This is a genomic window from Psychrobacter maritimus (genome assembly GCF_029953575.1).
In the GTDB taxonomy this organism is placed as follows: Bacteria; Pseudomonadota; Gammaproteobacteria; order Pseudomonadales; family Moraxellaceae; genus Psychrobacter; species Psychrobacter maritimus.
Map to the genome: position 1 here is coordinate 557155 of NZ_CP124526.1, position 25356 is coordinate 582510.

22 protein-coding genes and 2 tRNA genes are annotated in these 25356 nt (G+C 44.6%); 11 read left to right on the forward strand and 13 right to left on the reverse strand.

Going from position 1 to position 25356, the window contains the following annotated elements; translation table 11 throughout:
* Positions 1-98: 98 nt before the first annotated feature.
* From QJS82_RS02460 to mrdA, 6 genes are all read right to left on the reverse strand, one after another.
* On the reverse strand, positions 99-1178 hold the full coding sequence (locus QJS82_RS02460) for a tryptophan--tRNA ligase (RefSeq protein WP_281491118.1): 1080 nt from the start codon (positions 1176-1178) through the stop codon (positions 99-101).
* 164 nt (positions 1179-1342) lie between these two features.
* Positions 1343-2452: an LpxL/LpxP family acyltransferase gene (locus QJS82_RS02465; protein WP_201619752.1), complete on the reverse strand. Its 1110-nt coding sequence runs from the start codon at positions 2450-2452 to the stop codon at positions 1343-1345.
* A 290-nt stretch (positions 2453-2742) separates the two neighbouring features.
* A complete protein-coding gene (gene rpsI, locus QJS82_RS02470) occupies positions 2743-3129 on the reverse strand; it encodes a 30S ribosomal protein S9 (RefSeq protein ID WP_183620735.1) in 387 nt (128 codons plus the stop codon).
* A 10-nt stretch (positions 3130-3139) separates the two neighbouring features.
* Entirely contained in the window at positions 3140-3568 is a 429-nt protein-coding gene (gene rplM, locus QJS82_RS02475; RefSeq protein WP_183620736.1) for a 50S ribosomal protein L13, read from the reverse strand.
* A 211-nt stretch (positions 3569-3779) separates the two neighbouring features.
* Entirely contained in the window at positions 3780-4472 is a 693-nt protein-coding gene (gene rsmD, locus QJS82_RS02480; RefSeq protein ID WP_201619753.1) for a 16S rRNA (guanine(966)-N(2))-methyltransferase RsmD, read from the reverse strand.
* 64 nt (positions 4473-4536) lie between these two features.
* Complete coding sequence (gene mrdA, locus QJS82_RS02485) at positions 4537-6528, reverse strand: penicillin-binding protein 2 (protein WP_201619754.1); 1992 nt, start codon at positions 6526-6528, stop codon at positions 4537-4539.
* A 671-nt stretch (positions 6529-7199) separates the two neighbouring features.
* Here mrdA and QJS82_RS02490 point away from each other — a divergent pair.
* The 6 genes from QJS82_RS02490 (at position 7200) to adk (ending at position 14242) form a co-directional block, all read left to right on the forward strand.
* Positions 7200-8534, forward strand: a complete 1335-nt coding sequence (locus QJS82_RS02490) for a DUF445 domain-containing protein (RefSeq protein ID WP_201619755.1) — start codon at positions 7200-7202, stop codon at positions 8532-8534.
* Positions 8535-8774: 240 nt separating this feature from the next.
* Complete coding sequence (locus QJS82_RS02495) at positions 8775-10784, forward strand: heme lyase CcmF/NrfE family subunit (protein ID WP_281491119.1); 2010 nt, start codon at positions 8775-8777, stop codon at positions 10782-10784.
* Between the two features lies 1 nt (position 10785).
* On the forward strand, positions 10786-11454 hold the full coding sequence (locus QJS82_RS02500; RefSeq protein WP_281491120.1) for a DsbE family thiol:disulfide interchange protein: 669 nt from the start codon (positions 10786-10788) through the stop codon (positions 11452-11454).
* Between the two features lie 65 nt (positions 11455-11519).
* Positions 11520-12089 carry a cytochrome c-type biogenesis protein gene (locus QJS82_RS02505; RefSeq protein WP_372829761.1) on the forward strand — a complete coding sequence of 190 codons (570 nt, stop codon included), beginning with the start codon at positions 11520-11522 and terminating at the stop codon, positions 12087-12089.
* Positions 12086-13366, forward strand: coding sequence for a c-type cytochrome biogenesis protein CcmI (gene ccmI, locus QJS82_RS02510; RefSeq protein ID WP_281491121.1), 1281 nt, complete (start codon positions 12086-12088; stop codon positions 13364-13366). Before QJS82_RS02505 ends, ccmI begins: the two co-directional genes overlap by 4 nt.
* Before the next feature lie 219 nt (positions 13367-13585).
* A complete protein-coding gene (adk, locus tag QJS82_RS02515) occupies positions 13586-14242 on the forward strand; it encodes an adenylate kinase (RefSeq protein WP_201565190.1) in 657 nt (218 codons plus the stop codon).
* A 207-nt stretch (positions 14243-14449) separates the two neighbouring features.
* Here the strand turns inward: adk and secB are convergent, their stop codons facing one another.
* The 4 genes from secB to rsgA form a co-directional block, all read right to left on the reverse strand.
* Positions 14450-14902 carry a protein-export chaperone SecB gene (secB, locus tag QJS82_RS02520; RefSeq protein ID WP_149488954.1) on the reverse strand — a complete coding sequence of 151 codons (453 nt, stop codon included), beginning with the start codon at positions 14900-14902 and terminating at the stop codon, positions 14450-14452.
* A 196-nt stretch (positions 14903-15098) separates the two neighbouring features.
* Positions 15099-15362: a glutaredoxin 3 gene (grxC, locus tag QJS82_RS02525; protein WP_201619759.1), complete on the reverse strand. Its 264-nt coding sequence runs from the start codon at positions 15360-15362 to the stop codon at positions 15099-15101.
* A 330-nt stretch (positions 15363-15692) separates the two neighbouring features.
* A complete protein-coding gene (locus QJS82_RS02530; RefSeq protein WP_201565188.1) occupies positions 15693-16148 on the reverse strand; it encodes a rhodanese-like domain-containing protein in 456 nt (151 codons plus the stop codon).
* Positions 16149-16338: 190 nt separating this feature from the next.
* Entirely contained in the window at positions 16339-17442 is a 1104-nt protein-coding gene (gene rsgA, locus QJS82_RS02535) for a ribosome small subunit-dependent GTPase A (protein ID WP_281491122.1), read from the reverse strand.
* A gap of 228 nt (positions 17443-17670) precedes the next feature.
* On the opposite strand from rsgA, the gene orn reads away from it, so the two are divergent.
* A complete protein-coding gene (gene orn, locus QJS82_RS02540; RefSeq protein WP_183620749.1) occupies positions 17671-18258 on the forward strand; it encodes an oligoribonuclease in 588 nt (195 codons plus the stop codon).
* 184 nt (positions 18259-18442) lie between these two features.
* Here the strand turns inward: orn and QJS82_RS02545 are convergent, their stop codons facing one another.
* Positions 18443-18922: a hemerythrin domain-containing protein gene (locus QJS82_RS02545; protein WP_281491123.1), complete on the reverse strand. Its 480-nt coding sequence runs from the start codon at positions 18920-18922 to the stop codon at positions 18443-18445.
* Between the two features lie 59 nt (positions 18923-18981).
* Between QJS82_RS02545 and QJS82_RS02550 the strand changes: the two genes are divergently transcribed.
* A complete protein-coding gene (locus tag QJS82_RS02550; protein WP_281491124.1) occupies positions 18982-19419 on the forward strand; it encodes a CopD family protein in 438 nt (145 codons plus the stop codon).
* A gap of 256 nt (positions 19420-19675) precedes the next feature.
* Here QJS82_RS02550 and QJS82_RS02555 read toward each other — a convergent pair.
* Together QJS82_RS02555 and QJS82_RS02560 are read right to left on the reverse strand one after the other, a co-directional pair.
* Positions 19676-19752: transfer RNA gene (locus QJS82_RS02555), tRNA-Asp, on the reverse strand.
* Positions 19753-19816: 64 nt separating this feature from the next.
* Positions 19817-19892: transfer RNA gene (locus QJS82_RS02560), tRNA-Val, on the reverse strand.
* Between the two features lie 464 nt (positions 19893-20356).
* Here QJS82_RS02560 and QJS82_RS02565 point away from each other — a divergent pair.
* The 3 genes from QJS82_RS02565 to QJS82_RS02575 all read left to right on the forward strand — a co-directional run bounded on the left by QJS82_RS02565 (position 20357) and on the right by QJS82_RS02575 (position 25354).
* Entirely contained in the window at positions 20357-22009 is a 1653-nt protein-coding gene (locus QJS82_RS02565) for a cardiolipin synthase (protein WP_281491125.1), read from the forward strand.
* A 130-nt stretch (positions 22010-22139) separates the two neighbouring features.
* Positions 22140-23591: a tetratricopeptide repeat protein gene (locus tag QJS82_RS02570; protein WP_281491126.1), complete on the forward strand. Its 1452-nt coding sequence runs from the start codon at positions 22140-22142 to the stop codon at positions 23589-23591.
* A 173-nt stretch (positions 23592-23764) separates the two neighbouring features.
* Positions 23765-25354 carry a 3-deoxy-D-manno-octulosonic acid transferase gene (locus QJS82_RS02575; RefSeq protein WP_281491127.1) on the forward strand — a complete coding sequence of 530 codons (1590 nt, stop codon included), beginning with the start codon at positions 23765-23767 and terminating at the stop codon, positions 25352-25354.
* The last annotated feature ends 2 nt before the right edge of the window (positions 25355-25356 follow it).

The following is a 25356-nucleotide window of genomic DNA, read 5'->3' on the forward strand; positions in this document are numbered from 1 at the left end:
AGAGAAGCGGCTTTTGTTAAAGCCGCTGGTTGATTTGTTAGCTCAGTCTGCACGCTTAGCATCCGCTTTGATTACGATAAGTTAAAGCAGTCAAAGACTTACTTAAGCTTAGCAAGTGGACGAATACCAATCGCACGGCGTGCTTTATCTAGTTGCTTACGACTATGGCGTCGGGCTTTGTCTGCGCCCATTTGTAAGATTTCTTCCAGCTCTTTTGGATTGGCCATAAGCTCTTCATAACGCGCGCGGAATGGAGCAATCTCGCTATTGATTTTGTCAAACAGGGCTTGCTTGGCATCACCCCAGCCAATACCTGCGGCATACTGCGCCCGCATATCGGCAATCTCGGTAGGCGTCGCAAAAGCTTTATAAATCTCGAAAATAGCTGAATCATCAGGGTCTTTTGGCTCAGCCGGTAACTGCGAGTTGGTCACAATTTTCATAATGGCTTTATGCATCTGCTTTTCGGCGCTGACTTGCGGATTAGAATCACCAAATAATGGGATGGTATTGCCATAGCTCTTGCTCATTTTGCGTCCATCAAGCCCCGTCAGTAGTGGGATATCGTCATCTACAACCGCAGATGGGAGCGTAAATAAAGCCTTATAGCGATGGTTAAAGGTGCCTGCAATATCACGTGCCATCTCGACATGCTGAATCTGGTCTCGACCAACAGGCACATGCGTGGCGTTGAACATCAAGATATCGGCTGCCATCAGTACAGGGTAGCCAAATAGACCCATATTGATACCTTGGTCAGGATCGACATCTTCTTTTTGCATATTGATGTCGACTGCCGCTTTATAAGCATGCGCGCGGTTCATCAAACCTTTGGCGCATGAGCAGTTTAAAATCCAGGCAAGCTCTGGTATTTCGGGCACATCTGATTGACGGTAAAAGGTCACACGCTCAGGGTCAAGACCGCAGGCAATCCAAGTCGCTGCAATGGCCTTGGTCGATTCATGAATAATAGCCGGGTCATAACAGCCGATAATGCCATGGTAATCTGCTAAAAAGAAAAACGCTTCGTCGTCACTGTTTTGGATAGACTGAATCGCTGGACGAATCGCGCCAACGTAATTCCCTAAATGTAAAGTACCAGTCGGTTTGATGCCGGTTAGGATACGTTTACTTTCTATTTTAGCTGCGTCTGTAACTGCGTCAGTTTGAGTGCTCATGAAAAATCCGTTATTTTGTTTCTCACGTTATTATTGATATCAGTGAGTTATTGGTGTAAATGAGTTATTAATATAACTGAGTTAATAATATAAATGATATGCAGAATAAAAATATCAGCTGCAAAGTATAGCAAATTTCGTCGCGATGTTATTGCCAAAAAAGGCTACCGATAGATATCAGTACGACCATCAGGGCAGTTTTTAAAGCGGCGATGAAACCACATCCACTGGGTCGGATCGATACGAATCAATCCTTCTAGCACTTCATTAACGCGCGTTGCATCGGCAATCTCGTCATCACTTGGATAATTATCAAGCTCTGGCGTAATGGTTAAATGATAATGCGGACGTTTGCCCTTTGGTAGGCTATCTGGCGTTTGCCGATAGGTATGCAGTGCCATAAGTGCAGGCGGATGCTGTTTGTCGCCCAGTTTGGCCATACGCCGTGAGGCGGTAATAGTCGCTGCTGGCACACCAAAAAATGGTGCCATGACGCCTTGTTTTAATCCGTAATCTTGGTCAGGTGAGTACCAAATCACGTGGCCTGCTTTAATCGACTCAACAAAGCTACGCATGTCTCTACTGGCTATTTGCTTACTTAATATATTGGTGCGGCCATTATAGATAAACCAATCGAGCAAAGCGTTATTCTGCGGACGATACATGCCATCCAAAGGGAAAAACTGCGTACATAGCATACCGCCAAGATCGAGCATCGTATAATGTGCCCCAAGCAAAATCACAGGACGACCTTGGTTTTGGGCATTAACTAAGTGCTGTAAGCCTGAGATAGAAACCGTACGGGTGAAAATGTTGGGACGAAACCAAGCGCATAGCGTTTCAAACACCCCAATACCTTGATTGACAAAAACTTGCTTTGCCATCAGCTCGCGCTCAGCTTCGGGCTTTTCTGGAAAGGCCAATCTTAAGTTAATCAAGGTATCACGTCTGCGTGAGCTTGCAACTTTGTAGATTAAAATACCCAGCTTACGACCTAGCCAAAACTGCCAACGTAATGGCAGATATATCATCGGTAGAAAAACTGCCAAGACTAGCCAGATACCCCAATATTTGGGCAATAAAAACTGCCATTGAAAGGGTTTCTTATCCACTTGCGCCGTTTGCTTATGCGTTTGCGTAATCGTTGGCGTGCCGATAGGGATAGCAGGTGACTTAGCCATTTTGCTATGTTTATTGTTATGCTCACCGGCAGTCGGTGCTGGCATATCGGTTTTTGCGGGCTTACTAGGGTCGTATTGTTCGGGGGCTTTCATAATGAGGACAAGGTAATAAAAGTTATGATTATGATGAGGCAGTGAGCGCGGCTTTGCAAGGTGATTTATGCACAAAACTGGCACAGGTAAAAACCAGCATTCAAAAATCCTCGCTAAAAACTGTCGTTAAAAAAGCATGGCTAAAAATAATCGCTAAAAACCAGCCATAAAAAAACCTTATAAGCTGTGACCAGCTTATAAGGTTTTGCAAATCTATTCTTTTGCTTAATACTGCTATAGCGACTCTGAGATAAAGACGGCAGCAGTAAAAAGCAAAGAGATAGCTTTGATTAACGTTTCGAGAATTGTGGACGTTTACGTGCTTTACGTAGACCCAATTTCTTACGTTCAACTTGACGTGAGTCACGAGTAACAAAACCAGCTGCTTTTAGAGCAGGTTTGTTAGACTCATCAAGCTCAATCAATGCACGCGTGATGCCGTGACGGATTGCGCCAGCTTGACCACTAATACCGCCGCCTTTTACAGTGATGTAAAGGTCATAAGCAGTAGGGGTGTCAAGTAATTCTAAAGGCTGACGAACAACCATGCGCGACGTTTCGCGGCTGAAATACTCATCAAGTGGTTTGCCGTTAACAACGATAGCACCAGTACCTTTAGCTAAAAAGACACGAGCGGTAGAAGTTTTGCGACGACCAGTTCCGTAATTGCGTTCCATAAGTATATCCTTAGATGTCTAGTTCTTTAGGTTGCTGAGCTTCATGTGGATGTTCGGTACCCGCATATAGTTTCAGCTTTTTGATCATCGCGTAGCCAAGAGGACCTTTTGGAAGCATACCCTTAACCGCTTTGTGTAGAACATCTTCAGGCTTATGTGCAATCAGCTTGGTGAAGTTGGTTTCTTTAATACCGCCTGGGTAACCACTGTGACGATAGTACTTTTTATCTTGTGCTTTTTTACCCGTTACCGCGATTTTCTCTGCGTTGATAACAACGATAAAATCACCAGTATCTACGTGAGGCGTATAACAAGTTTTATGTTTGCCACGTAAGCGTGTAGCGATTTGAGTAGCTAGGCGACCAAGGGTTTTGCCGTCAGCATCTACGACATACCAGTCATGGGTCACTTCAGCTGGTTTTGCACTAAGTGTTTTCATGATAAAACCTTAAAATTAGAATTCGTTGAGAGTTTAGCTGGGAACGGGGCTCTCAAAAAACAGACTGCACATTATAAGCAGTAGCGCCTACGCTTGCAAGCTGCATTGGGGTTTATTTTCGCCTTATATACATTAAACTGCAGCGTTGGCCAGTTTTTTAGCGGTTTTAAACATTTGTAAAATTTGTTAATCGTTTTCATTAACCAGACAATTATGACGATGATAGACGATAAAGTCCAGCGACAACTTGTCCAACTTTAGTCTGTTTTAGGCACTCAAAACCTATGATGCCTTGCGTTGTCTCTGCTTGAGGCTCAGAGTTCTCGTTAAGACTGGCTACCAATTGATGCAATTGCAGGGTTAAATCTTTATCGGCTTCTAAATAAATCAGCGTTTCTGTGGAGATTAAGGACTGTTTTATCAATGCCGTTAAAATCGGCTGCCATAAGTCTTGCGCATAAGGCGGGTCGATAAAGACGATATCAAAATGATGAGGAAGGGTTTGGTTTTGGGTCAGTACTTGCTCGGCGGTCCCTTGAACGATTTGATAATTAGCGGTATCGAGGCGTAATTGTTCGGCGCTTTGGCGCAGCATGTTGCTTTGTGCCGGATTTATTTCGATAAAGGTAGTATGCGCCGCGCCGCGTGATAATGCTTCGAAGCCTAAAACACCGCTGCCAGCGCAGCTATCAAGCACTTGGGCGTCATGAATGTCAGCAATTAACCAATTAAATAAGGTCTCACGCAGGCGGTCTGGGGTCGGACGCAAGCCTTCGGCATCGATAAAGCTCACGCTACGGCGCTTAAACTGACCACCGATAATACGTACATCACCAGCAGCACTGTTTTTTGTTTTTGCTTTAAGCGGTTTTTTAGGCTGTCGCGTACTGGATGTTTTATTCATAGCGCTTTCTTATTAACTCTGTTATTAACCATCTTATCAATCGTTTTATTGACTCACGCTATCATCACTCAGAGGTAGCAGCGGTCGTAGTTGTTTCCGTACCTTGCGCTTCTGCTTGCTCTGCGAGCGCCTGTTCTTTATCACGTACCGCATCACGCATGGCTTTCTCAAACGCTTTTTGCCGCTTAATGACTTTTAATTGATCGGCAGTAGGCGGCAAAATAGGGTCGGTGTTACGCTGTAACATCCAGTAATCAAATAAGGCGCGCCCGATAGGAGCCGCAACGGCACTACCGCCGCCGCCGTTTTCGACCAATACCGCAAGGGCGATTTCTGGTGCTTCAACAGGGGCAAAGCCATTAAACCAAGCGTGATCCCAATGGCGTTTATCAAGGGCGGCTTTATTATAGCTTTTACCTTGGGCAATCGATTTCACCTGTGCGGTTCCGGTTTTACCAGCAATGCGATAGCGCGGCGTATAAATACCACGCCCTGTACCTGCTTTGATGGTGTCTTCCATCGCATCGTGCATACGTAACCAGTCGGAAGGTTTACCGTTATATTCGATTTTGCCATCAGGCTTGGTAATCACGTCGACCGCCGCCGCCCCATCGCTGCTTTTTAATAAATGCGGGGTGATATGATAGCCCTTATTGGCGGTCATGGCAGTAGCATTGGCAATCTGTAGCGGCGTGGCCAAGAAATACCCTTGTCCGATGCTAACAGAGATGGTTTCACCCGGTAGCCAGCCCTTGTCATAAGTGTCTTTTTTCCATTTTGGCGAGGGCATAATGCCTGGTTTTTCATTGGGCAGGTCAATACCCGTTTGTTCGCCAAAACCAAAGCGTACCATCCAGTCGTGCAAGCGCTGAATGCCCATCTCATAAGCCAATTTATAATAATAAGTATCGACCGACATCACGATAGATTTTTTCAAATCCACCGTACCATGACCGCCTTTTTTCCAGTCACGAAAACGGTGTGAATCACCAGGCAAGCTAAAGTAACCGGGGTCGTAAATGGTGGTTTCCCAATCACGTAAGCCGTAATGAATACCGCCTAAACCTTCAAAGGGCTTAATCGTTGAGCCGGGCGGATAGGTGCCTTGTAGCGCGCGATTATAAAGCGGTTGATCAAGGTCTTCTCGCAGGTCACCATAATCTCTAAAAGAGATACCGGAGATAAAGGGATTAGGGTCGTAGCTTGGATTACTGACGAACGCCAATACATCGCCGTTTCTTGGGTCGATAGCAACGATGGCGCCGCGGCGACCATCAAGCTGCTGCTGAGCAATGGTCTGTAAGCCATAATCTAAACTTAGAGTGATGTCGTTACCGGCGATTGGCGCCTTGGTATCGAGCTGGCGTATGACATTGCCGTGCGCATCGGTTTCTACGGACTGATAGCCCGGCTGTCCAAGTAAAATATCTTCATAAAAATCTTCAATGCCAATCTTGCCGATAAGGTCGGTGCCGGCATAGCGATCTTTATTGATTTGCTTCGATTCTTTATCGTTAATCCGTCCAACGTAACCAATCACATGGGCAAACAGCTCGTCATAAGGATAAGAGCGCGTGAGTTTGCTTTGAATACTGACGCCACGAAAAAAGGGTTTTCGCTCACTAAACTGTGCCAATTGTGCTTCAGTTAAATCAATCTTGATGGTCACAGGGTCATTTTTGGTTTTGCTTAAGCGAGCCAAGATATCGGTGATATTTTCATCTGTTAAATCAAAGATAGGCGCGAGCAAATTTAGCGTGCGTTCTGGGTCTTCGACTTCATCAGGGCTCAGCATGGCAGTAAATACTGGCTGATTGTCCGCAAGGATAACGCCATTACGATCGTAAATATAACCGCGACTGGGCGGCGCAGAAATCAGCTTAATGCGATTGTTATCGGCTTGGGTGGTGTACTTATCGTGGGCATAGACTTGCAGATAACCATAGCGCGCAATCAAAGCCGTCAAACCCAAAAACATGCACAGCCCAAGGATAATAACGCGGCTGGTAAATATGCGATTAACCTGTTCGGTATCGGGAGTGAGCGGTTTGTTCATATAAAGTCAGTACCCGGACGGTCAGTGAATCGGTCGTTTATGAATTGATAAGTTGATAATGAATAAATCAATAACAGTTAGTATGAGAGAAATAGAGTGCTAGGTTCAGGTATTTAAAGCGAGGTGAGCATAAAGGATAAGCGACACTCTTTCAATAACATAGCCTGATATTTTATCAATAAATCTCGATTGATTTGCTTGAGTATAGCGGCTAACCATTCACGCAAGGCAACCATAAATTATAACAGAACAAATGCATTGACGCAGTACGCCGTTATTTATTTTATAGGGTCGTCATTATAATAAGTATCTTTGTTGTTAGCATGGCTGTTGTCGCCGTTTTTAGTGTTGCTATTTTGGTTCTCTTTTCATCGAATTAGACACTGTAACGGTTGATATGCTGATGGTTCATGCTGCTAGATGATAGTAAAGGTTTTAGGAGTGAGAGTAGCGGGCAAAACGTGTCATCGCTAGTCACAACTTGCCGAGGGTCGATATGTGCTAATGAATAGCAAGTATGCTAAAATCAGGCGATTTATTTTAGCCAGTTAGTGCGTTATTTCTTAGCTATGTGGTTATTAGGGATAGAGCGGCTTTTTGTTAAGCGTTCTTAATCTGCTCAGGATATTTGGTTAACAACGACAATCATTACCTCAAGGATAATTAGAGTCATGGATGCAAATTCATTGTGGCAGACGATAGCGGAACATCCCGAGTTTTTTGCTATGCTGACCATTCCACCGGTGACCGCATTTGTCACTTGGATACATGTGTGGATGGCACTCAAGATGCTATTTTATCCGGTTAAGTTTTGGGGCATTCGGATTCCAAACTTTCCGTTTTTTGGCTTACCGGGGTTAGGTTGGCAAGGTATCGTGCCGCGCAAGGCTGGCAAGATATCGGGCGTTATCGTTGATCAGACGCTCTCAAAGCTCGGTTCGCTCGATGAGTTTTTTCAGGCGATGGAGCCTGCGCAGATGGCAGTGTTTATCACCAATGCGGTTGATGAAAACCTTGAAGTCTTGATTGATGAGATTATGCTTGACCATTCGCCAGCGCTGTGGGGCAATCTTCCTTACGCATTAAAGCGCCGCGTCTATGCCCAAGCGCATCAAGAGTTGCCAAATATTATGCAATCCTTGGTGACAGATTTGACCTATCATGTCGAAGATTTGGTCGATATGCGTAAGATGATTGTCAATAAAATGGAAAGCGACCGTCGCTTGATGGTCAATATGTTCCTCAAAGTCGGGCAAAAAGAGATCGATTTTATTTGGCATATCAGTGCTTTGATTGGCTTGATATTCGGTATTATCCAAATGTTTATATTTTTGGTGGTGCCGCAGCATTGGACCGTACCGTTTTTTGCCGCCATTTGGGGTTTTCTGACCAACTGGATTGCGATTTGGATGGTCTTTAATCCTGTTGAGCCGCATTTTATTCCTTATGTGAAGTTTTTTGCGCTGCAAAGCCGCTTTCCATTTATTAAGCCGCAGCTACCGCGTATCGCTCAATACCGCTTTCAAGGCGGCTTTATGAAGCGCCAAGAGGAAGTCTCTGAGGTTTTTGCTGAGATTGTGGTCAAAGATTTGGTGACACTTGAGAACATCATGAATGAGATGATGTATGGTGACCGCGCCATAGAAACGCGTGAGCTGATGAAATCTCATCTGTATAAGGTGTTAGAATCGCCAGTTATCAGTACCACATTAAGAGTAGGACTGGGTCGCCGTGAGTTTGGGCAATTAAAAAATACCATTATCGACAAATCCATCGTCGCGACTATGGTGCCACTGCGTGACCCTGAGCTCAATGAAAGCCGCGCCAGTAAAATTTTTGGGCTATTTCGTGACCGTATTCGCGCGCTATCACCCGACGAGTTTCAAAACCTATTGCGTCCCGCTTTCCGTGAAGATGAGATGACGCTGATTGTACTGGGTGGCTTGACAGGCTTTTTGGCAGGTTGGCTGCATCTGGTCTTGGTGTTTTTCCCTGCCATGCAGTGATAGATGGTTTTTTATGTTCTTTACACACATCGCATACAGAGTGGATACAGAAACGTGACAAGTTGACGCTAATGTACCATGCTGTAAGCGCTCGAAGCTGCAACGGCTGATGGCGATAAGCGTATAATAATAGCAACCGAAAACACCTACAGTAACGAATACGGGATACTTTCGAATATCCCGCAACACCAATCCCTAAAATAAACAATGACCGTATTAAGGTAAACAAGGTTAGACCGTATGTTAATCACAGAATTGGGTTATTTTGCCTTGCTGGCCGCTTTCGTATTGGCGATTTTGCAGGTGGTACTACCAACTATTGGCGTCATGAATAACCATGTTGCTTGGCAGCGTCTTGCACCAAGCTTAGCATGGGCACAGTTTGCGGCCATGATTGTCTCGTTTGGCACATTGATGGCAGGCTTTTATTTTAATGACTTTAGCTTGGTCTACGTCACTCAGCATTCTAATACCTTGTTGCCTTGGTATTATAAATTGTCCGCGACGTGGGGCGGGCATGAAGGCTCGCTATTGCTTTGGATGACCATCATGGCCACTTGGTGTGCCTTGGTATCGTACTTTAGTCGTGGTTTGCCATTGTCGATGCGCGCACGCGTACTGGTGATATTGGCGGGCGTACAGATGATGATGCTGGCGATGCTAATCTTCACCTCATCACCGTTTGATCGCACCTTGCCAAACTTACCGGTCGATGGCGCGGATTTAAACCCTGTGCTCCAAGATTTCGGTTTGATTATCCATCCACCGATGCTTTATATGGGCTATGTGGGTATGGTTGTGCCGTTTGCCTTTTGTATGGCGGCATTATGGGAAGGGCGCTTGGATGCGGTCTGGACTCGTTGGTCGCGTCCATGGGCGCTGGCTGCTTGGGGCTTTTTGACCATTGGTATCGCACTTGGCTCTTGGTGGGCTTATTACGAGCTTGGCTGGGGCGGTTGGTGGTTCTGGGATCCGGTAGAAAACGCTTCACTGATGCCTTGGCTTGCCGGTTTAGCCTTGCTGCATTCGTTGGCAGTGACTGAGAAGCGCGGTGTCTTTAAAGCATGGACCATTATGCTGGCCATCTTTGCTTTTGCCTTAAGTCTCTTGGGTACTTTCCTTGTACGTTCAGGGGTCATTACCTCGGTGCATTCGTTTGCTGCCGACCCAACGCGTGGTCTGGTCATTTTAGTGATTTTGGGCATTATCGTTGGCGGTGGACTGCTGATGTTTGCCATTCGCGGTTGGCGTTTGACGGTTGAAAGTCAGTACCAGCTGGTATCGCGTGAATCATTTTTAGTGATTAATAACGTTATTATCCTCATTGCAACCTTAGTGGTATTACTTGGGACGCTTTATCCTATTATCGCTGACTCTTTTAATTTGGGTCAGGTTTCTGTAGGCCCTCCATATTTTAATGCGCTATTTGTGCCATTAACTTGGTTGCTGCTAATAGCGATGGGCATGGGTTCCAATATCCGTTGGAAGAAAGACAGTCGTCCGCTATTGGGCGCAGGCATGGTCATTGCGGTCAGCAGTCTGGTATTGGCGGCGATTATTGCTTATTTCGTCAGCCCGTCCGACATGCTTAATATTGGCGTGACGCTAGCGGTGAGCTTTTGGGTCTTATTTTGGATGGTCGTCGACTTTAAAGACAAAACCAAAAATGCCCCGAGTTTCTTTAAAGGTTTAGGTCAATTACGTTTGAGCTATTGGGGTCAACAGACCGCGCATATTGGGGTAATCATAGCCGTCATCGGTGTTGCCTTTACCAGTACCTTGAGTATCGAGCGTGATGTGGCACTGGGCGAAAATGATACCGTGCATGTGCAAGGCTATGACTTTGAAGTTAAAGACTTCCATGAGGTCAGAGGCAGTAACTTTGATGGTATGCAAGCGCAGGTCGAGGTGACCAAAGACGGTCAAAAAGTGACGACCTTGTATCCTGAAAAACGTACCTATGTGATTAGTATGATGCCAATGACCGAGGCGGCGATTGATGCTAGCCTCATGCGTGACGTCTATGTGGCACTCGGCGAGCCTATCGCTGAAGACAGCAATAAGTGGGCGGTACGTATTTATGTTAAGCCACTCATTCGCTGGATATGGCTTGGCGCGATTATCATGGCATTAGGTGGTTTATTAAGTATGCTCGATAGCCGCTATCGTATTAAAAAAACTAAAACATCCGCTCAAATTGCGGCAAATAAAGCCGGCTTTATCACTGAAGCTGAAATAGGGGAGAAATAAGATGAGTCCATCAGATAATTCTTCCCAAAAAACGCCTGACAATAAAGGTGCTGTTAATAATAGACCACCTAAAACCATGAAAAAAAGCCAGATGAAAATATGGTTTTTGATTCCGCTGATTGTCTTTGCTGGTTTTGTGGTCATGCTATATATGCGCTTGGGTCAGCCAACGGATATCGTCACCAACACTGCGCTTGAGCGTCCAGTGCCGACGTTTGAGCTGCCATTATTGTCAGATACCAGTCGTATCATGACCAACGACAATCTGCCGGATCAGCCGTTTTTGATGAACATTTGGGGCTCTTGGTGCCCAACTTGTATTATTGAGCATCCTTTTTTGATGCAATTAGAAGAACGTGGTGTCAATTTGGTTGGGGTGAACTATAAAGATGATATCGGTAATGCCCTAGGATATCTAAATCGCGGCGGCGATCCTTTTTCGATGTCTATTCAGGATTTGTCCGGTCAATTTGCCCTAGACTTAGGGCTGACTGGCGCGCCTGAAACCTTTGTGGTTGATGGTGAAGGTATTATTCGTCAGCATATCGTTGGTGAAATTAATGAGAGCAATTGGCAAAGCCGTATCACGCCTTGCTTGATGCTGCTCAACGAAGCTGATAAGAACAATGTTAGCCCAGACGCTACTCAGGTTAAGGAGATGTGCAAATGACGGCTCTCTACTTAAAAGCTAGACACGTACAAGCAATGCGCTCAAAAGCTATTCCTCCACAAGTAATGCATTTAAAAAACCTCACAATAAAACTAGCAGGCTTACTGCTTGCTTGTCTGCTCAGTTTTGGCATTAGTTTTAGTGCGCATGCAGCGATTGAAGTTTATGACTTCGACTCCGTACAACAAGAAGCTCAGTATCGCGGTCTTATCGAAGAGCTGCGCTGCCCAAAATGCCAAAACCAAAATCTCGCGGGTTCTGATGCGCCGATTGCGCAAGATTTAAAGCAAAAAACCTATGATTTGATTAAAGAAGGTCGTAGTGATACCGAGATACGTGCTTATATGCAAGAGCGTTATGGCGATTTTATTACTTATAAGCCGCCCGTGCGTCCGTCGACATGGATACTATGGTTTTTTCCGCCATTACTATTGATTGTGTTGGTGATTGGCTGGTTTTGGCAAAGCAAACGCAGCCAGCGCGTTGCGCGTGGTCAAAGCGGCGTCACCGTAGATAGCGTTGCGGCGTTATCAGCGGCAGAAAAGGCGGAACTTGATCGTCTGTTATCGCGTAGCAATAAACATAGCAATGACAATAACGAGCATGACATCACCAGTACAGAGGACAAAAAATGACCCTATTTTCTACTTTTGGCTTATTTATTGCCCTAAGCTTACTGATTGCGCTGTTACTGGCGGTCATCGTTATCATGCCATGGTTACGAGCATCACGCTTACGAGACAAGCCGGTTGACAATCAGCTGCTAGATATCAATATTGCGGTATTCCGTGAGCGCCTAGCAGAGCTGCAAACGGATAAAGACGGTGGCACTATCGATGAGGTGCATTACCAAAATCAAAAGCTGGAGCTTGAGCGTCAATTATTGGATGCGCAGCGTACCGTAACGCCGATGGTCGCGCCCGGTATCAAAAGCCGTCTAATTATCATGGTATGGGTGCCAGCATTAGCGGGACTAGCGTACTTTTTAATCAGCGACCGCACGCCGGTGTTTGAATTGTGGGCAGCGGAAGATAAAGTCGCGCAAGTAGCAGATGACTTATTGACCGGTAAAATCGATCAGCCGCCCGCTTGGGCGATTGAAGACGGTACGCAACTGATTAGTGCCATGCAGACCAACGTTTATCGTCATGCTGATGACCCTGATCGCTGGATGCGTCTGTCTGAACTATTCTTATCATTAGAAGCCACCGATTCAGCACTTGAAGCATTGTCGCGCGCTTATCGTTTGTCACCAGACAACGAAGAGATTGCCACGACTTATGCGCAAATCAGCTTTTTTGCCAATAAAGGGCAATTAGATGCTAATAGTCGCCGCGTCTTACAAGACGTACTGGCGAAAAACCCGCAGCATGAAGGCGCTCAAATGCTAATGGCAATGGGCGAGGCACGCGGTAATAACTTTGAGCAAGCACAAGGCTGGATTAAGCGTTTACGCGCCAGTATTGCCGCCAAACCGGGCGACCATAGCCAAGCGCTGGCAAGTCTTGATGAGTTGAGTGCGAATGTAAGCATGCAGCAGCAGCAAGCTTCTGAAGGCATTGACGTGACCGTCTCTATTAGTGACAGTCTGTTGCCATTGGTCAAAGCGGATGATGTGCTGTTTGTTGCTATCCGTGATGTCAAAGGTGGGCCGCCATTTGCCGCCAAGCGTTTACCTATTAGCGTAATTAAGCAGGGTGAGGCAAATATTAGCCTAAGCGACTTAGATGCGATGATGCCAGAGCATACGCTGGCTTCTGCTCGAAGCGATAAAGTTCAGCTTGCCGTCATTGCGCGTATCAGCCATAGCGGTACTGCTACTGCTGAGTCAGGCGACTTATCTGGTAATCCTGTGGTGATTAGCGCCGACCAAAATCAGGTCAATGTGGCTATTAATCAGCAGATTCCTTAATGACTAAATATCAAGATATAAGTGGTTAATAATTGCGCGCTATCGGGCTTCTGATGGCGCGCAATCTTATCCTATGAACAGATAAGTCATCGTAACTTGCCGCATCAAGACTAAAAATACTTGAGCTTTTGAAGGCCACAAGGTAAGGTAAGCTCTGCAACCCACCAATCCCTAAGTTTTATTAGTCCCAAAATCCTATCTTTTAAGGAGAGTCGTATAATGATGCGTATTATTTTGCTAGGTCCACCAGGCGCCGGTAAAGGCACCCAAGCCCAGTTCATTTCTAAAGAATATGATATCCCGCAAATCTCAACGGGCGATATGCTACGTGCCGCAATCAAAGAAGGCAGCGAGCTTGGCAAACAAGCCAAAGACGTAATGAACGCTGGTGGTTTGGTTTCTGATGATCTTATCATTAACCTCGTGCAAGAACGCATCGCTAAGCCTGACTGTGTCAACGGCTGCATTTTAGATGGTTTCCCGCGTACCATTCCACAAGCCCAAGCGCTTGCAGATGCCAACGTGACGATTGACCATGTGATTGAAATCAGCGTGCCTGATGATGAAATCGTTAAGCGTTTATCAGGTCGTCGTCAGCATGCAGGTTCTGGCCGCGTTTATCATATCGACCACAATCCACCTAAGGTCGATGGTATTGACGATGTGACGGGCGAGCCGTTGATTCAGCGTGAAGACGACAAAGAATCTACCATTCGTGACCGTCTAGCGACTTATCATGAGCAGACGTCAACCTTGGTTGGTTTCTATCAAGATAAAGCCAAAGAAGGTGGCGATGCCCCTAAATATGACAAATTTGATGGCACCCAAGGCATTGATGATGTTAAACAGCAAATTTTATCTGCGCTAAAAGGCTAATGCTTTTTTAGAATTGCTGATAGGACTTGTTGATTAACAGTCATATTCAAAACCCTGCTACTTGTAATCACAAGCAGCAGGGTTTTTTTATGGTTAAAATAAACGCTAAAAAACGTCCATAAAAAAAGCCGCTTACTTAGAGAAGTAAACGGCTTTTCGCTACTATTAGTTTAATGTAGCTTAGCTAACGCTTTATGATGCTAAGTGTTACGCGTTACCTTGCGCATCAACTTGTGCTTGCTGTTGGCTTTGTGCGTAAGCTTGGTCAAAGTTCACTGGCGCAAGCAATAACTGCGGGAAGCTACCACGTGTAACGATGTCACTGATGACTTCACGAGCATACGGGAACAACACGTTCGGGCAGTAAGCGCCTAGAATTTGACCGATTTGGTCTTCTGGAATATCTTTTAATAAGAAGATACCCGCTTGATGAACTTCGGCGATAAATGCCGCTTCTTCAGCGTTTTTAGCGTTTACACTGACCGTCAATACCACTTGGTAATGGTCGTCATCCAATTTTTCCGCATTGCTAGATAGATTGATATCAAGCTCAGGGTTCCACTCTTTGGTGAATACGCCCGCGCCTGGGACTTCAAGTGACATGTCTTTTACATAAATGCGTTCTAGTGCCAATTGTGGTTGTGCTTGTTCTTCAGCCATGGTAATTCCTCTAAAAGTTAATCAAATAATGGGCAGATGGTCATTGTCATAAAATATCATTGTAATATAAATCGAGATAGAGTTTTGAGATTTTATCTCGATGTTTTTCAGCAATATAGTTTTTAGCAAGGTGCTTTACCCTTGCCGCCGTCTATTTTTACCTCGATAAAAACAGACCGCAAAACAAGATAGCAAATTAACCTGCCAATAGCTCGTCAAGTTTGCCTTGTTGGTTCATTTGGTTAAGCTCATCAAAACCACCGACAAAGGTATCGCCAATAAAAATCTGTGGCACCGTGCGATAGTTATTGGTTTTTTGCATCAATGCTTGGCGCTCTTCACGGCTTATATCATGCATGCCAATCTCTTCATAATCAACGCCTTTGGTTTTTAGCAATTGCTTGGCGTTTGAGCAGTATGGGCAGATAGGGGTGGTGTAAACTTTCACAGATACAGTCATGGTTAATCCTTGTTTATAAATTTATGCGGCAACAGTTTTATTATAAGTAATATGATAAATAGTGATATAAAAAATCATAGCGTAGAAATTAGCATAATCCGTTACCAATATGTAAATTGCAAATCTATTCGATGCTGCTCAGTATAAAGTGGGGATGGCACTGCTAAATTCAAGCATTATTGGCTGAAAAGCGCTGACGGTAGCATAACTGCCACATAAAAAAAGACACCTCTTTTAAAGGTGTCTTTTAGATTAGCGCTATATATTTCCAAAGCTACATTTTGCTTATACTTACTTAGTCCTGCATAAACCAACGCTGAATCTACTGTCTTATTTATGCAAACTTGGCTTGGCCTTGCCTTTATTCTTTGGCTTAGCATCTTTTACACCAACCAACGGCATGCCAGCGCCTTGCCAGCCGCCGATACCACCTTCTAGGCGATAGACACTGTCTTTACCAATCATCTGAATCGCCGCGCCTGCTTGCACGCCCATATCACAAATGATAATCACTGGTTGCTCAATCGCACGAATTTCCTCAATGCGGTCTTTAAGCTCAGTGAATGGTATGTTGCGGCTGCCTTGGATATAGCCGGTTTCAAATTTCTTTTTGGCACGAATATCGATCAGCTGCGCATTTTGCGAGTTAACCATCATACCCAAGGTATTGGGCGATATTTTTCTGCCACTACGTTTGTTTTCAATAGCAAAAAATAGCACGGCAAGTACGGCTAATATACCAAATAAAAACGGGTGGTTGCCCACAAATTCCAGCGCACGATCCAAACCATACCTCCAAAAAAATAAGTGTTCGGTTAAGCTGAGAAGACAGCCTAACGATATGAACAAGGCGCTATTATACCGATTAGACTAGCCATAGTAAACGTGTGATGAGCAACGTTTACTATGGCAGTGATTAATAAGGTAAGGGCTAATAAGTCACTGATTAATAAAGCAAGCATTAATAAGGCTCTGATTAATAAGGTTTAGTATCTGCCTCTTCTCTTAAGGTAACAAGGTTTTCAACACGGCGCTGCAATACCACGCCATCAGCAACCGCTTGCCATAAGGCGCAGCCTTTGCTGTTGTGAGTATGGCGACAATCGCGGAATTGGCAATCACCTGCCAGCGGTGCAAGCTCAACGAAACCTGAAATGATGTCATCAGGGGTCAAATGCCAAATGCCGTACTCGCGAATACCGGGGGTATCGACAATGCCACCTTGGGTTAAGTCGTCTGGGTTAAATGGCAATAAGCGACTGGTCGTGGTGGTATGCTGACCAAGTTTCGAGTTTTCAGAGATAATATTTACGCTCTGTGCCGATTCAGGTAGTAGGGCATTAATTAAACTGCTTTTACCGACACCAGACTGACCGGCAAAAATAACCAGCTTTTTATCGATGTAACGCTTTAACTCATCTAGCCCTTCTTGCTCATCGCTATCAGCAATATTTTCAGGACAAGCGACCGAGGTGAGGACGCTCTCATAACCAAGTGCCGCATACTGTGCCAGTAGCTCATTGGTATCGACGCCGTTTTCTTGCGCCAGCAGGTCGGATTTATTGAGCACCAAGAGCGGCTTGACACCAGCATGATGACAAACGACCAAATAGCGGTCAATGAGAGTCGGCGCAGCAGCAGGCAACGGCGCAAATACAATCGCTAAAATATCGACATTGGCGGCAACAGGTTTAAGCTTATGGTAGCGATCAGGACGCGAGACGAGTGAGGTACGGGGTTTGACCGACTCGATACGTCCAAAGCCAGTATTAGGATCAGCATTCCAGCGCACTTGGTCGCCAGCGGCTAGCATCGGTAAGTTGGTACGTACATGACAGCGCCAGATATCGCCTAACGTTAATTCCTGCCAAAACGGCTCAGGATCATCGGGCGCAATCTCCGGCTGCACGGGAATTACTGCCGGCAAGCTGGTCACCTGTACTTCTAACTGCTTACCATAATGCGCCATGACCACGCCATCCATCAAACTGTCATCGATGCTATCTTGACTGTCCAGCTGCTGTTTGTCGATGCGACGAATCTGCTGTTTAGTCAGTTTGCGTTGCCGAATTAATGCCATGGGTTTTGAACCTATTAAAAAATATTGCTAAGTGTAGCGTGAAAATTTGCTAACATACAGCCTAAAGCGCCGCTAGCCGATAGTGGTTTTGTAATGTTTTAGTTTTTTTAGACATTATCATTGAGCAAGCGCAAACACATATTATTTGAGCATGACCATTTATAGATGATTTATTTGGTTAACATTGCTCGCAAGTTGTTCCAAAATTTATTGACCATAGGATATTTTATGAGTACCGACGACCATCCCAATAAAATTAAAATCAAAAACCAAGGTAAAAAAGGGTTGGTATGGATTGACCTAGAAATGACCGGGCTTGATACCGTAAACGATGAGATTATCGAGATTGCGACCGTGGTTACAGATGAGGATTTAAACGTCCTTGCTGAAGGACCGGTGTTTGCCATTAAAGTATCAGATCAAGTATTAAATAAAATGGATGACTGGAATACTAAGCAGCATGGTCAATCAGGATTGGTCGACCGTGTGCGTCGTAGTACGGTGACATTGGCAGAAGCGGAGGCGGAAACCATTAAGTTTTTAAATAAATGGGTTGATAGTGGTAAATCGCCGATGTGCGGCAACTCAATCTGCCAAGATCGTCGCTTTATGGCGCGCCAAATGCCCGAGCTTGAGCGCTTTTTCCATTATCGCAACCTTGATGTGTCATCAATTAAAGAGCTTTGCTTCCGCTGGCGTCCTGATATTTTAAGAAATTTTGAAAAAGGCGGCAGTCATTTAGCGTTAGACGATATTCGCGACTCTATTCGTGAGCTAAAACACTATCGTCAGCATTTCTTTAAATTGATGCCTTAGAGTCTAGTGTTAAAGGTTGGTGTCTTAAAAATACTGCTTTAACCATAAGTCCGTACAACCTATCAAGCCGCTAAAAAAGCCTGCAAATGAAACGAATACCAAAATATGGCTCGTTTCTTTGCGGGCTTTTTGTTTAATCAATATTTTATTTAACTGGTCTTGGATTAACTCTCATATAAATCGATTAGCGACTCTCATCACCGCGCTTAATGCTATCTGGACTGGCTTCATAAACAGCATCTAACTCTGCTTCTGTCAGGTATTTTTCTATCGCAGGATATAGCTCGCGTTCTTCAAATCGAATATGGTCGTATAATAAAGTGCCAAGCGCTTTAACCTGCGCGAGTGTGATGTCTTTATTCCCAGATTTTTGTGACGCTTCAACTTCATTTATTATTTTATATAATTGCTTATGTTGTCCGTCAAGGGTGTCGAGTACCGAGGCAACATCAGGATGAGTGGTACGATATGGCTCTAAGGCATGAGCGATTAAGTTATCTTCAATTTGGAAATGATATTGCATATCGTTAATATAGGAGGTGAGATTGTGCCAGTGTTTGGCAATCTCTTCGGATTCATCAGCGCATTCTTTCGCATGGCGCGACAAGTTAAGTCCAAGATGGTGTTGGCGGGATAATGGCTGTAATTGATTGGCGCGTTTCATAATTAAAACCTTATTGTTTCAAGAAATCATGATTGGTTAATTATTTGGAGTGATACGGTATGTTCAACTATCTATTAATTCTGCACCTACTTGGCGCAGCAATATGGACAGGTGGTCATTTAATACTAGCATTAGTGGTGCTGCCTAAAGTACTAACTTCACGTAATTTAGAGGCATTGTTACAATTTGAGGGGCAGTTTGAAAAAATTGGTATGCCAGCTTTGGCTATTCAAATTATTACTGGATTGTGGATGGCATATAGAATGCTACCCGATGTGAGCGCATGGTTTGCTTTTGATAATGACATTAGCGTATTGATTGGTATCAAGCTGATATTATTATTGCTGACGGCTGTCGTCGCTATGCACGCACGTTTTAGGGTAATACCACGCTTATCAGCCAACAATTTGAATGGATTTGCCGTTAATATTATCTTGGTGACGCTACTTTCAGTGGCATTCGTTGTGGTCGGTACGCTGTTCCGTACGGGGTTTTGATAAATGTAGGTGCATATGCGGTAAAAAATACCTAAGCTAAAAATTAGCAAGTGGGCGTAGAACAGCGACAAGTCACTTTTGGATAAGGAGTTGGGTAAAGCAATAGTAGTTAAAGTGCGGTTGGTAACTTTGGATAAAGTGAGGAGTATTGCAGATTAATCACTTATATTATTATATAGACACAAAAAAACCTCAAACAACCTAATGTTTGAGGCGAAACTTGCTTAAACTCGAAAGCTTAAATTCGTTTTAAATATGGCGCAGCGGACGGGACTCGAACCCGCGACCCCCGGCGTGACAGGCCGGTATTCTAACCAACTGAACTACCGCTGCTGAGGTCGTTTTAGTTTATTTAGCCACTTAGCTTACTACTTAAGAGTAACACTATACTAAATAGTGGTGGGTGATGACGGATTCGAACCGCCGACATTCTGCGTGTAAGGCAGACGCTCTACCAACTGAGCTAATCACCCTGAGCGAGGATAAAACGAAGCACTGCTTCGTCCGAGCGCAAGAGAATTTACATTTTCGTAAATTCTAGGAAACTACGCATCCAAACTAGATATTACTGAAATCCTTTAAATAGGATTTCCTGAAAGTTTTAACATTCAAAGTTGTCACCCTTTGAATAACTCTCAACAGAAGAGAACTAACTAAAGCCTCGCTCTGTGGGTGTGTATTATATACATTTACACATGGCTGTCAAATATTATTTCAAGTATTTTTAAAATTGTGGTTGTTAACCTTTATTAACGGTCAAATGAAGGCATAAATAAAGTGATTGTCAGACGATACAGTTAGCTATTGCGTGCTTGCTAAAAGCTACTATACTGATAATGCTTTTGGCATCTCGTTAACAAGGCGTTTACTTAAAAGGCGTCTACTTAATAAGCCAGCTGGTTAATAAATAGGTAAATAGTTTGAGTGATATACGGTCATGGAGGCGAGCATAGATAATTTTAATATAGAAGCGCTTTCTATTGAAGACTACTTTACCACATGGTCGGTAGGCGACTTTGCTGGATTGGGTCTGATATTGCACGTGATTCTCATGATAGTCATGACGCTGCGTATTGTCTCGGTGCAGCGCAATATCGGGGTGTCGATTGCTTGGGTTGCCGTGCTTTATACTTTGCCTTTGGTTGGCTTTATCGCTTATATACTCCTAGGTGAGCCAATGATTGGGCGGCGTTATCGTGAGCGTATGAATCAGGCGCGGCTACTGATGAATGATATGGCTAAGCGTGAGCAGCTGGTATTTGATGAAGGACAAGAGCTGCTGCCTGATAATTACCGCGGTGTCAGTAAAATAGGCACGCGTTGGACAGGGTTTGGGGTATTTCCTGACCATCAAATGCAGTTGTTGACCACGCCGAGTGCTATCTTTGGGCGCTTGATTGAAGACATTAATGCCGCCCAGCGCATTATCCTGATGGAGTTTTATATTATTTATCCAAAAGGTCAGATACTCGATGTCATGGAAGCGCTAATGGCAGCGGCGCAGCGCGGTGTAGAGTGTCATATTTTGGCAGACAGTGTAGGGAGTTTTAGCTTTTTTAATAGCAAACAGCATCGGATGTTAGAAGAGGCTGGGGTTTTTGTACACCAGTCGCTACCGGTGGGATTATTTAAAACTTTGTTTAAGCGCTCCGATTTGCGTAATCATCGCAAGATTATCGTCATTGACGAACATATAGGCTATATCGGTAGCTTTAACTTGGTTGACCCGAAGTTTTTTAAACAAAATAAAAATGTTGGACAATGGATTGATGTAGCGATACGTAGTTTCAGTCAAGAGCCGATGAATATTGCCACAGCGATGGCCAAAGTAGTGGTCACCGATATCGGGGCGGAAAATAAAGACAACCTAGACGCACTCAATCACCGCGTGAATACCTATACCCGTAAGCTTTATGTCATGCACCCGACCATTAACGATATCAACAGCCGCGTCAAAGTTTTAGACGAGCTTGTTGATTCTGATGAGCCGCCAGAGATTGGCTCGACATCGATTTTGATACCGCGCATGCCAGTGGTAGAAGATGTGCTAGCGCAGCTGATACCTTCGGCGCCGCAAGTAACGGCACATGTGATTTATAATACGTTGGTGACGGTGATTCATCGTGCCAATAAACGTATTCGTATTACCACGCCGTATTTTGTCCCCGATGAAGCTTTATCAGGGGCGCTGACTACCGCCGCCAAACGCGGGGTCGAGGTGACGATTATTGTGCCCGAAAAAGTGGATTCGTTTTTGGTGCAGCATGCTTCCCAAGCGTATTATCAAGAATTACTCGAAGCAGGGGTGACCATCGCTTTATTTAAAGGCGGGCTGCTGCATGCTAAAACGGTGGTTATTGACGATGATTATTGTCTGTTTGGCACGGTAAATATCGATATGCGCAGCTTTTATTTAAATATGGAAGTTAGCTTAGCGATTTATACGCCAGAAATGGTCGCGCAAGTTGCTGACTGTCAAGAAGTCTACTTACAAAGCTGTCATTTTTTAGGCTTAGAAGAGTGGCAAGAGCGCCACGGGGCAGAGCGCTTATTTGATAATGTGGTGCGCTTATTTAGTCCTTTATTGTAGCGCTTTCGCTTTTAAGTTAAGGTAAACTACTTATTTTTATTATCACCTCACTTATACAATTACTTATATGATTGTTTTTTGAAATCTTAGTTTTTAAAAGCACTCAATTTTTAAAGGATAGGCTTGCCTTATGTCTGCATCGCCCTTAACGCCCCTTGATTATATTGCAGCAGGCTATTGGCAAGATTTCTTAGCTGGCCGTCCCGTCGCCGGCGGCATGGCTTATGAAGCTGAATTGCATCACTGCAGACTCAATGAATCGCTGGCAAGTTTACAGCGCGTAGATACTTTGCTGTCGCAGATACGCCGCGACATGATGAAGTTTGGCACGTGGAATGAGGCAACGCTATTAACAGATGAGCGCTATCGTAATTTTATGGTGTTTTTAGCGTTTTATGCAGGGCGCGTATTGGCACAGCAATGGCAGTATACGCCGCATTGGTTCGGTGAGTTTGAGCTACGTAAGCGTTATCCGGCTCTGCCGCTGCTGACCGATGATTTTTATCAGCATATGGCGGTGGTTTATCGTAATGATGTTGAGGATACTGATAAGCCTAATGCGACTGACTCACTATTTTTTGCCTTAGAGCCGATAGGGCTGCGGCTGTTTGGTCATATTGATCGGCCGTTTCAATCGGTGCAAGGTAGTCAAGTGGCAAGCGGCCTATACCAAGCAGTGAGTGCAAGACTGCCAAACGCCATTGATAGCCATCATGCATTACCTATAGCTACCGAGCATGCTACTAAAGAAGTAACTGAAACAATAGTACCTCAACATAGCCGCCAAAGTATTCAGACAAATACTGACGCTGTTAACCATACTTCTTATAATGAGCTTCAAACAACACCTGAAATTGTCCAAACAGATACTCTATTAGCAAAAACTGCTTCATCAACTGCTCCATTAGAAACTGCGTCAGTAGCATCTTCACAAGCAGCGTTAAAAGAAATAGAGATAAAACCAACAATAAAACCCGCGCCAACCCCAGAGCTTTTTAGCCAATTGCTCATAGAGCTTGATGAAATAGAAGTACCACAAATCGCTGGCAAGACAGAATACGAGCAAGCTCGTAAAGTTTTAGATCAATTTGAGCAGCATATTGCTAAGCAAGATAAACCGCGCGCGCAAGTTGCCTTTTCACAGCAGCATTTGGCAGCAAAGCAGCAAGCCCTAGCAAAATTGCAAGATGCTGCTCATGCGGGTAATAGCGCTGCGATGCTACGTTTGGCGATGTATGAGCTACTTGGTGAAGAGGTAAATGCTGATAAAGTGGCTGGTATGGAAGCAGGGGTTGAATGGGTGAAGCAAGCGGCGAGCAAAGATGACAGCCGTGCCCAGCGTCTATTAAGTAAGCTGTACTATCAAGGATTTGGCGTGCCGCAAGATATGACTAATGGAAAATACTGGCTTGAGCAAGCGGCCAAAAATGGTCATCCAGAAGCGGCCAGTTTGATGAGCCAGTGGCAGCAAGCACAAACGTTAATCAGCACACAAAAACAAGAGCAGCATAGCCTCAAACGTTATCAGCTATTGTTTGCGGTAATCATTGTTATTGCTATATTAATATTCATTATTGTCTAGCTGTTTATGTCAAATTCTGGTTTTTAAATTTTTGTTTCTAATAGCGAGTGCTTTAAAACTATTGTTTAGCATTAAATTCAGGTAGAATTGGCGCGTTTTTTATTGGCATTTTTTATTGTCATTTTATAACGTCACCTCCTATCGTCCGATCCATTACTAATCTGGGCTTCTTCATGCCATCTTCTGATAATTCCTTACCGTCTTTTGATAAGTCGACTCAGCCAAGCCGAGCCGTTTATAAGCCACCTGTTTACTATCAGGTGACGATTGGTTTGCTAAAACCGCTATATCGTATGCAAGTATGGCGTCGCTCGCATAAGCGTGATAATTATCAGCAAGAAGTCGAGCAGCGTTTTGGTAAGCGCTATCCTGCGCCGCCCGTGCCTGATACAAATATTAAATCTAATGCGAATGCCAACGAAAATGGCAATTATAAAGATAGCAATGGCAAAAAAGTCATTTGGTGCCATGCCGTATCTTTGGGTGAGACCAATACCGTCGCGCCCTTGCTTGATGCGCTATTAGCAAAAGGCTATCAGATATGGTTGACCAATACCACGCAGACGGGGTTTGCGCGCGGTGCCAGTCGCTTTGCCGATGATATTGCTCAAGGTCGTCTGAGTCATAGCTATGTTCCTGTTGATAGTCCTGCGGTGATTGAAAAATTTTTAGCACATGTGCAACCGGTTGCGGCAATGTTTGTAGAAACGGAGCTTTGGGCGAATATCTTGACCAAGTTGTCCGAGCATCATATCCCAAGTATTTTGGTCAATGGTCGGCTGTCGGCTGCTTCTTTTAAAAGTTATCAAAAAATTGGCGCGGTCAGTGCCAGTATGATGAAAAACCTAAGTTTGATTATTGCGCAGGATAATGAATCGGCAAAACGCTTTCGGCAATTGGGCGCTCATAGTGCGCAAATCCGCGTGGCAGGCTCGCTAAAATGGGTGATTAATACCCCGAAGCTGAATGATGATAATGGTGCCAAAGAAGCTGAAATAGCAAATGATGGCGCAGACTTGGATTTAGATTTAGGCGTCACAGGTCGCCCGATTTGGGTAGCAGCAAGTACCCATAGCGGTGAAGAAAAGACAGTATTATCATGGCAGCAGCAAATCATCTCTCATCCTCTATTAGCGGATACGTTGTTAATTATCGTTCCAAGGCATCCTGAGCGCTTCGATGAAGTGGCAGAACTGATTGAAAAGTCAGGCTTAACGATGACGCGTCGTAGTGATGAGGATGCAATCAGTCCAAATACCCAAGTTTATCTCGCTGATAGTATGGGTGAGTTGATGAAATGGTATGCGCTTGCAGATGTGGCATTGGTGGGTGGCTCATTGGTCGATATTGGCGGGCATAATCCCGTTGAGCCGGCAAGTGTGGCGACGCCGGTATTGATGGGCAGTTATACCCAATCTTGCCAAAGCGTGGTTGATAAGCTCGCTAGCGTCGGGGCGTTATATCAACCAAACAATGCGTTCTATAGCGCTATTGGTACTGATGAGCAGCTATCTCAGCAGCAGAAAATTGCGAGCAATTCGCCATCTAGCGATGATGACAGTTTGCTTTATCAGCAGCTACAGTTTTGGCTCAGTCATGTGGAATTGGCAAAGCAAGCAGGGCAAGCGGGTGCAGAAATGACTGAGCAGCAGCAAGCGGTCTTACATCGGCAGTTATCGATGATTGAAGATGTGATTCAGCAATACGCAAAACCACCTTTCAACCCAGAACTGAATCCAGACGTGAATCAAGAGCGGATATAAGT

Excerpts from the sequence above, each read along its gene's own strand:
- QJS82_RS02570 (WP_281491126.1), top strand. The coding sequence starts at position 22,140 with ATGTCTGCATCGCCCTTAACGCCCCTTGATTATATTGCAGCAGGCTAT.
- rsgA (WP_281491122.1), bottom strand. The coding sequence starts at position 17,442 with ATGGCATTAATTCGGCAACGCAAACTGACTAAACAGCAGATTCGTCGC.
- QJS82_RS02500 (WP_281491120.1), top strand. The coding sequence starts at position 10,786 with ATGAGTCCATCAGATAATTCTTCCCAAAAAACGCCTGACAATAAAGGT.
- QJS82_RS02565 (WP_281491125.1), top strand. The coding sequence starts at position 20,357 with ATGGAGGCGAGCATAGATAATTTTAATATAGAAGCGCTTTCTATTGAA.
- QJS82_RS02460 (WP_281491118.1), bottom strand. The coding sequence starts at position 1,178 with ATGAGCACTCAAACTGACGCAGTTACAGACGCAGCTAAAATAGAAAGT.
- orn (WP_183620749.1), top strand. The coding sequence starts at position 17,671 with ATGAGTACCGACGACCATCCCAATAAAATTAAAATCAAAAACCAAGGT.
- mrdA (WP_201619754.1), bottom strand. The coding sequence starts at position 6,528 with ATGAACAAACCGCTCACTCCCGATACCGAACAGGTTAATCGCATATTT.
- QJS82_RS02465 (WP_201619752.1), bottom strand. The coding sequence starts at position 2,452 with ATGAAAGCCCCCGAACAATACGACCCTAGTAAGCCCGCAAAAACCGAT.
- secB (WP_149488954.1), bottom strand. The coding sequence starts at position 14,902 with ATGGCTGAAGAACAAGCACAACCACAATTGGCACTAGAACGCATTTAT.
- QJS82_RS02495 (WP_281491119.1), top strand. The coding sequence starts at position 8,775 with ATGTTAATCACAGAATTGGGTTATTTTGCCTTGCTGGCCGCTTTCGTA.
- rpsI (WP_183620735.1), bottom strand. The coding sequence starts at position 3,129 with ATGGAACGCAATTACGGAACTGGTCGTCGCAAAACTTCTACCGCTCGT.
- adk (WP_201565190.1), top strand. The coding sequence starts at position 13,586 with ATGATGCGTATTATTTTGCTAGGTCCACCAGGCGCCGGTAAAGGCACC.
- rsmD (WP_201619753.1), bottom strand. The coding sequence starts at position 4,472 with ATGAATAAAACATCCAGTACGCGACAGCCTAAAAAACCGCTTAAAGCA.
- grxC (WP_201619759.1), bottom strand. The coding sequence starts at position 15,362 with ATGACTGTATCTGTGAAAGTTTACACCACCCCTATCTGCCCATACTGC.
- QJS82_RS02490 (WP_201619755.1), top strand. The coding sequence starts at position 7,200 with ATGGATGCAAATTCATTGTGGCAGACGATAGCGGAACATCCCGAGTTT.
- QJS82_RS02550 (WP_281491124.1), top strand. The coding sequence starts at position 18,982 with ATGTTCAACTATCTATTAATTCTGCACCTACTTGGCGCAGCAATATGG.
- QJS82_RS02575 (WP_281491127.1), top strand. The coding sequence starts at position 23,765 with ATGCCATCTTCTGATAATTCCTTACCGTCTTTTGATAAGTCGACTCAG.
- ccmI (WP_281491121.1), top strand. The coding sequence starts at position 12,086 with ATGACCCTATTTTCTACTTTTGGCTTATTTATTGCCCTAAGCTTACTG.
- QJS82_RS02545 (WP_281491123.1), bottom strand. The coding sequence starts at position 18,922 with ATGAAACGCGCCAATCAATTACAGCCATTATCCCGCCAACACCATCTT.
- QJS82_RS02505 (WP_372829761.1), top strand. The coding sequence starts at position 11,520 with ATGCATTTAAAAAACCTCACAATAAAACTAGCAGGCTTACTGCTTGCT.
- rplM (WP_183620736.1), bottom strand. The coding sequence starts at position 3,568 with ATGAAAACACTTAGTGCAAAACCAGCTGAAGTGACCCATGACTGGTAT.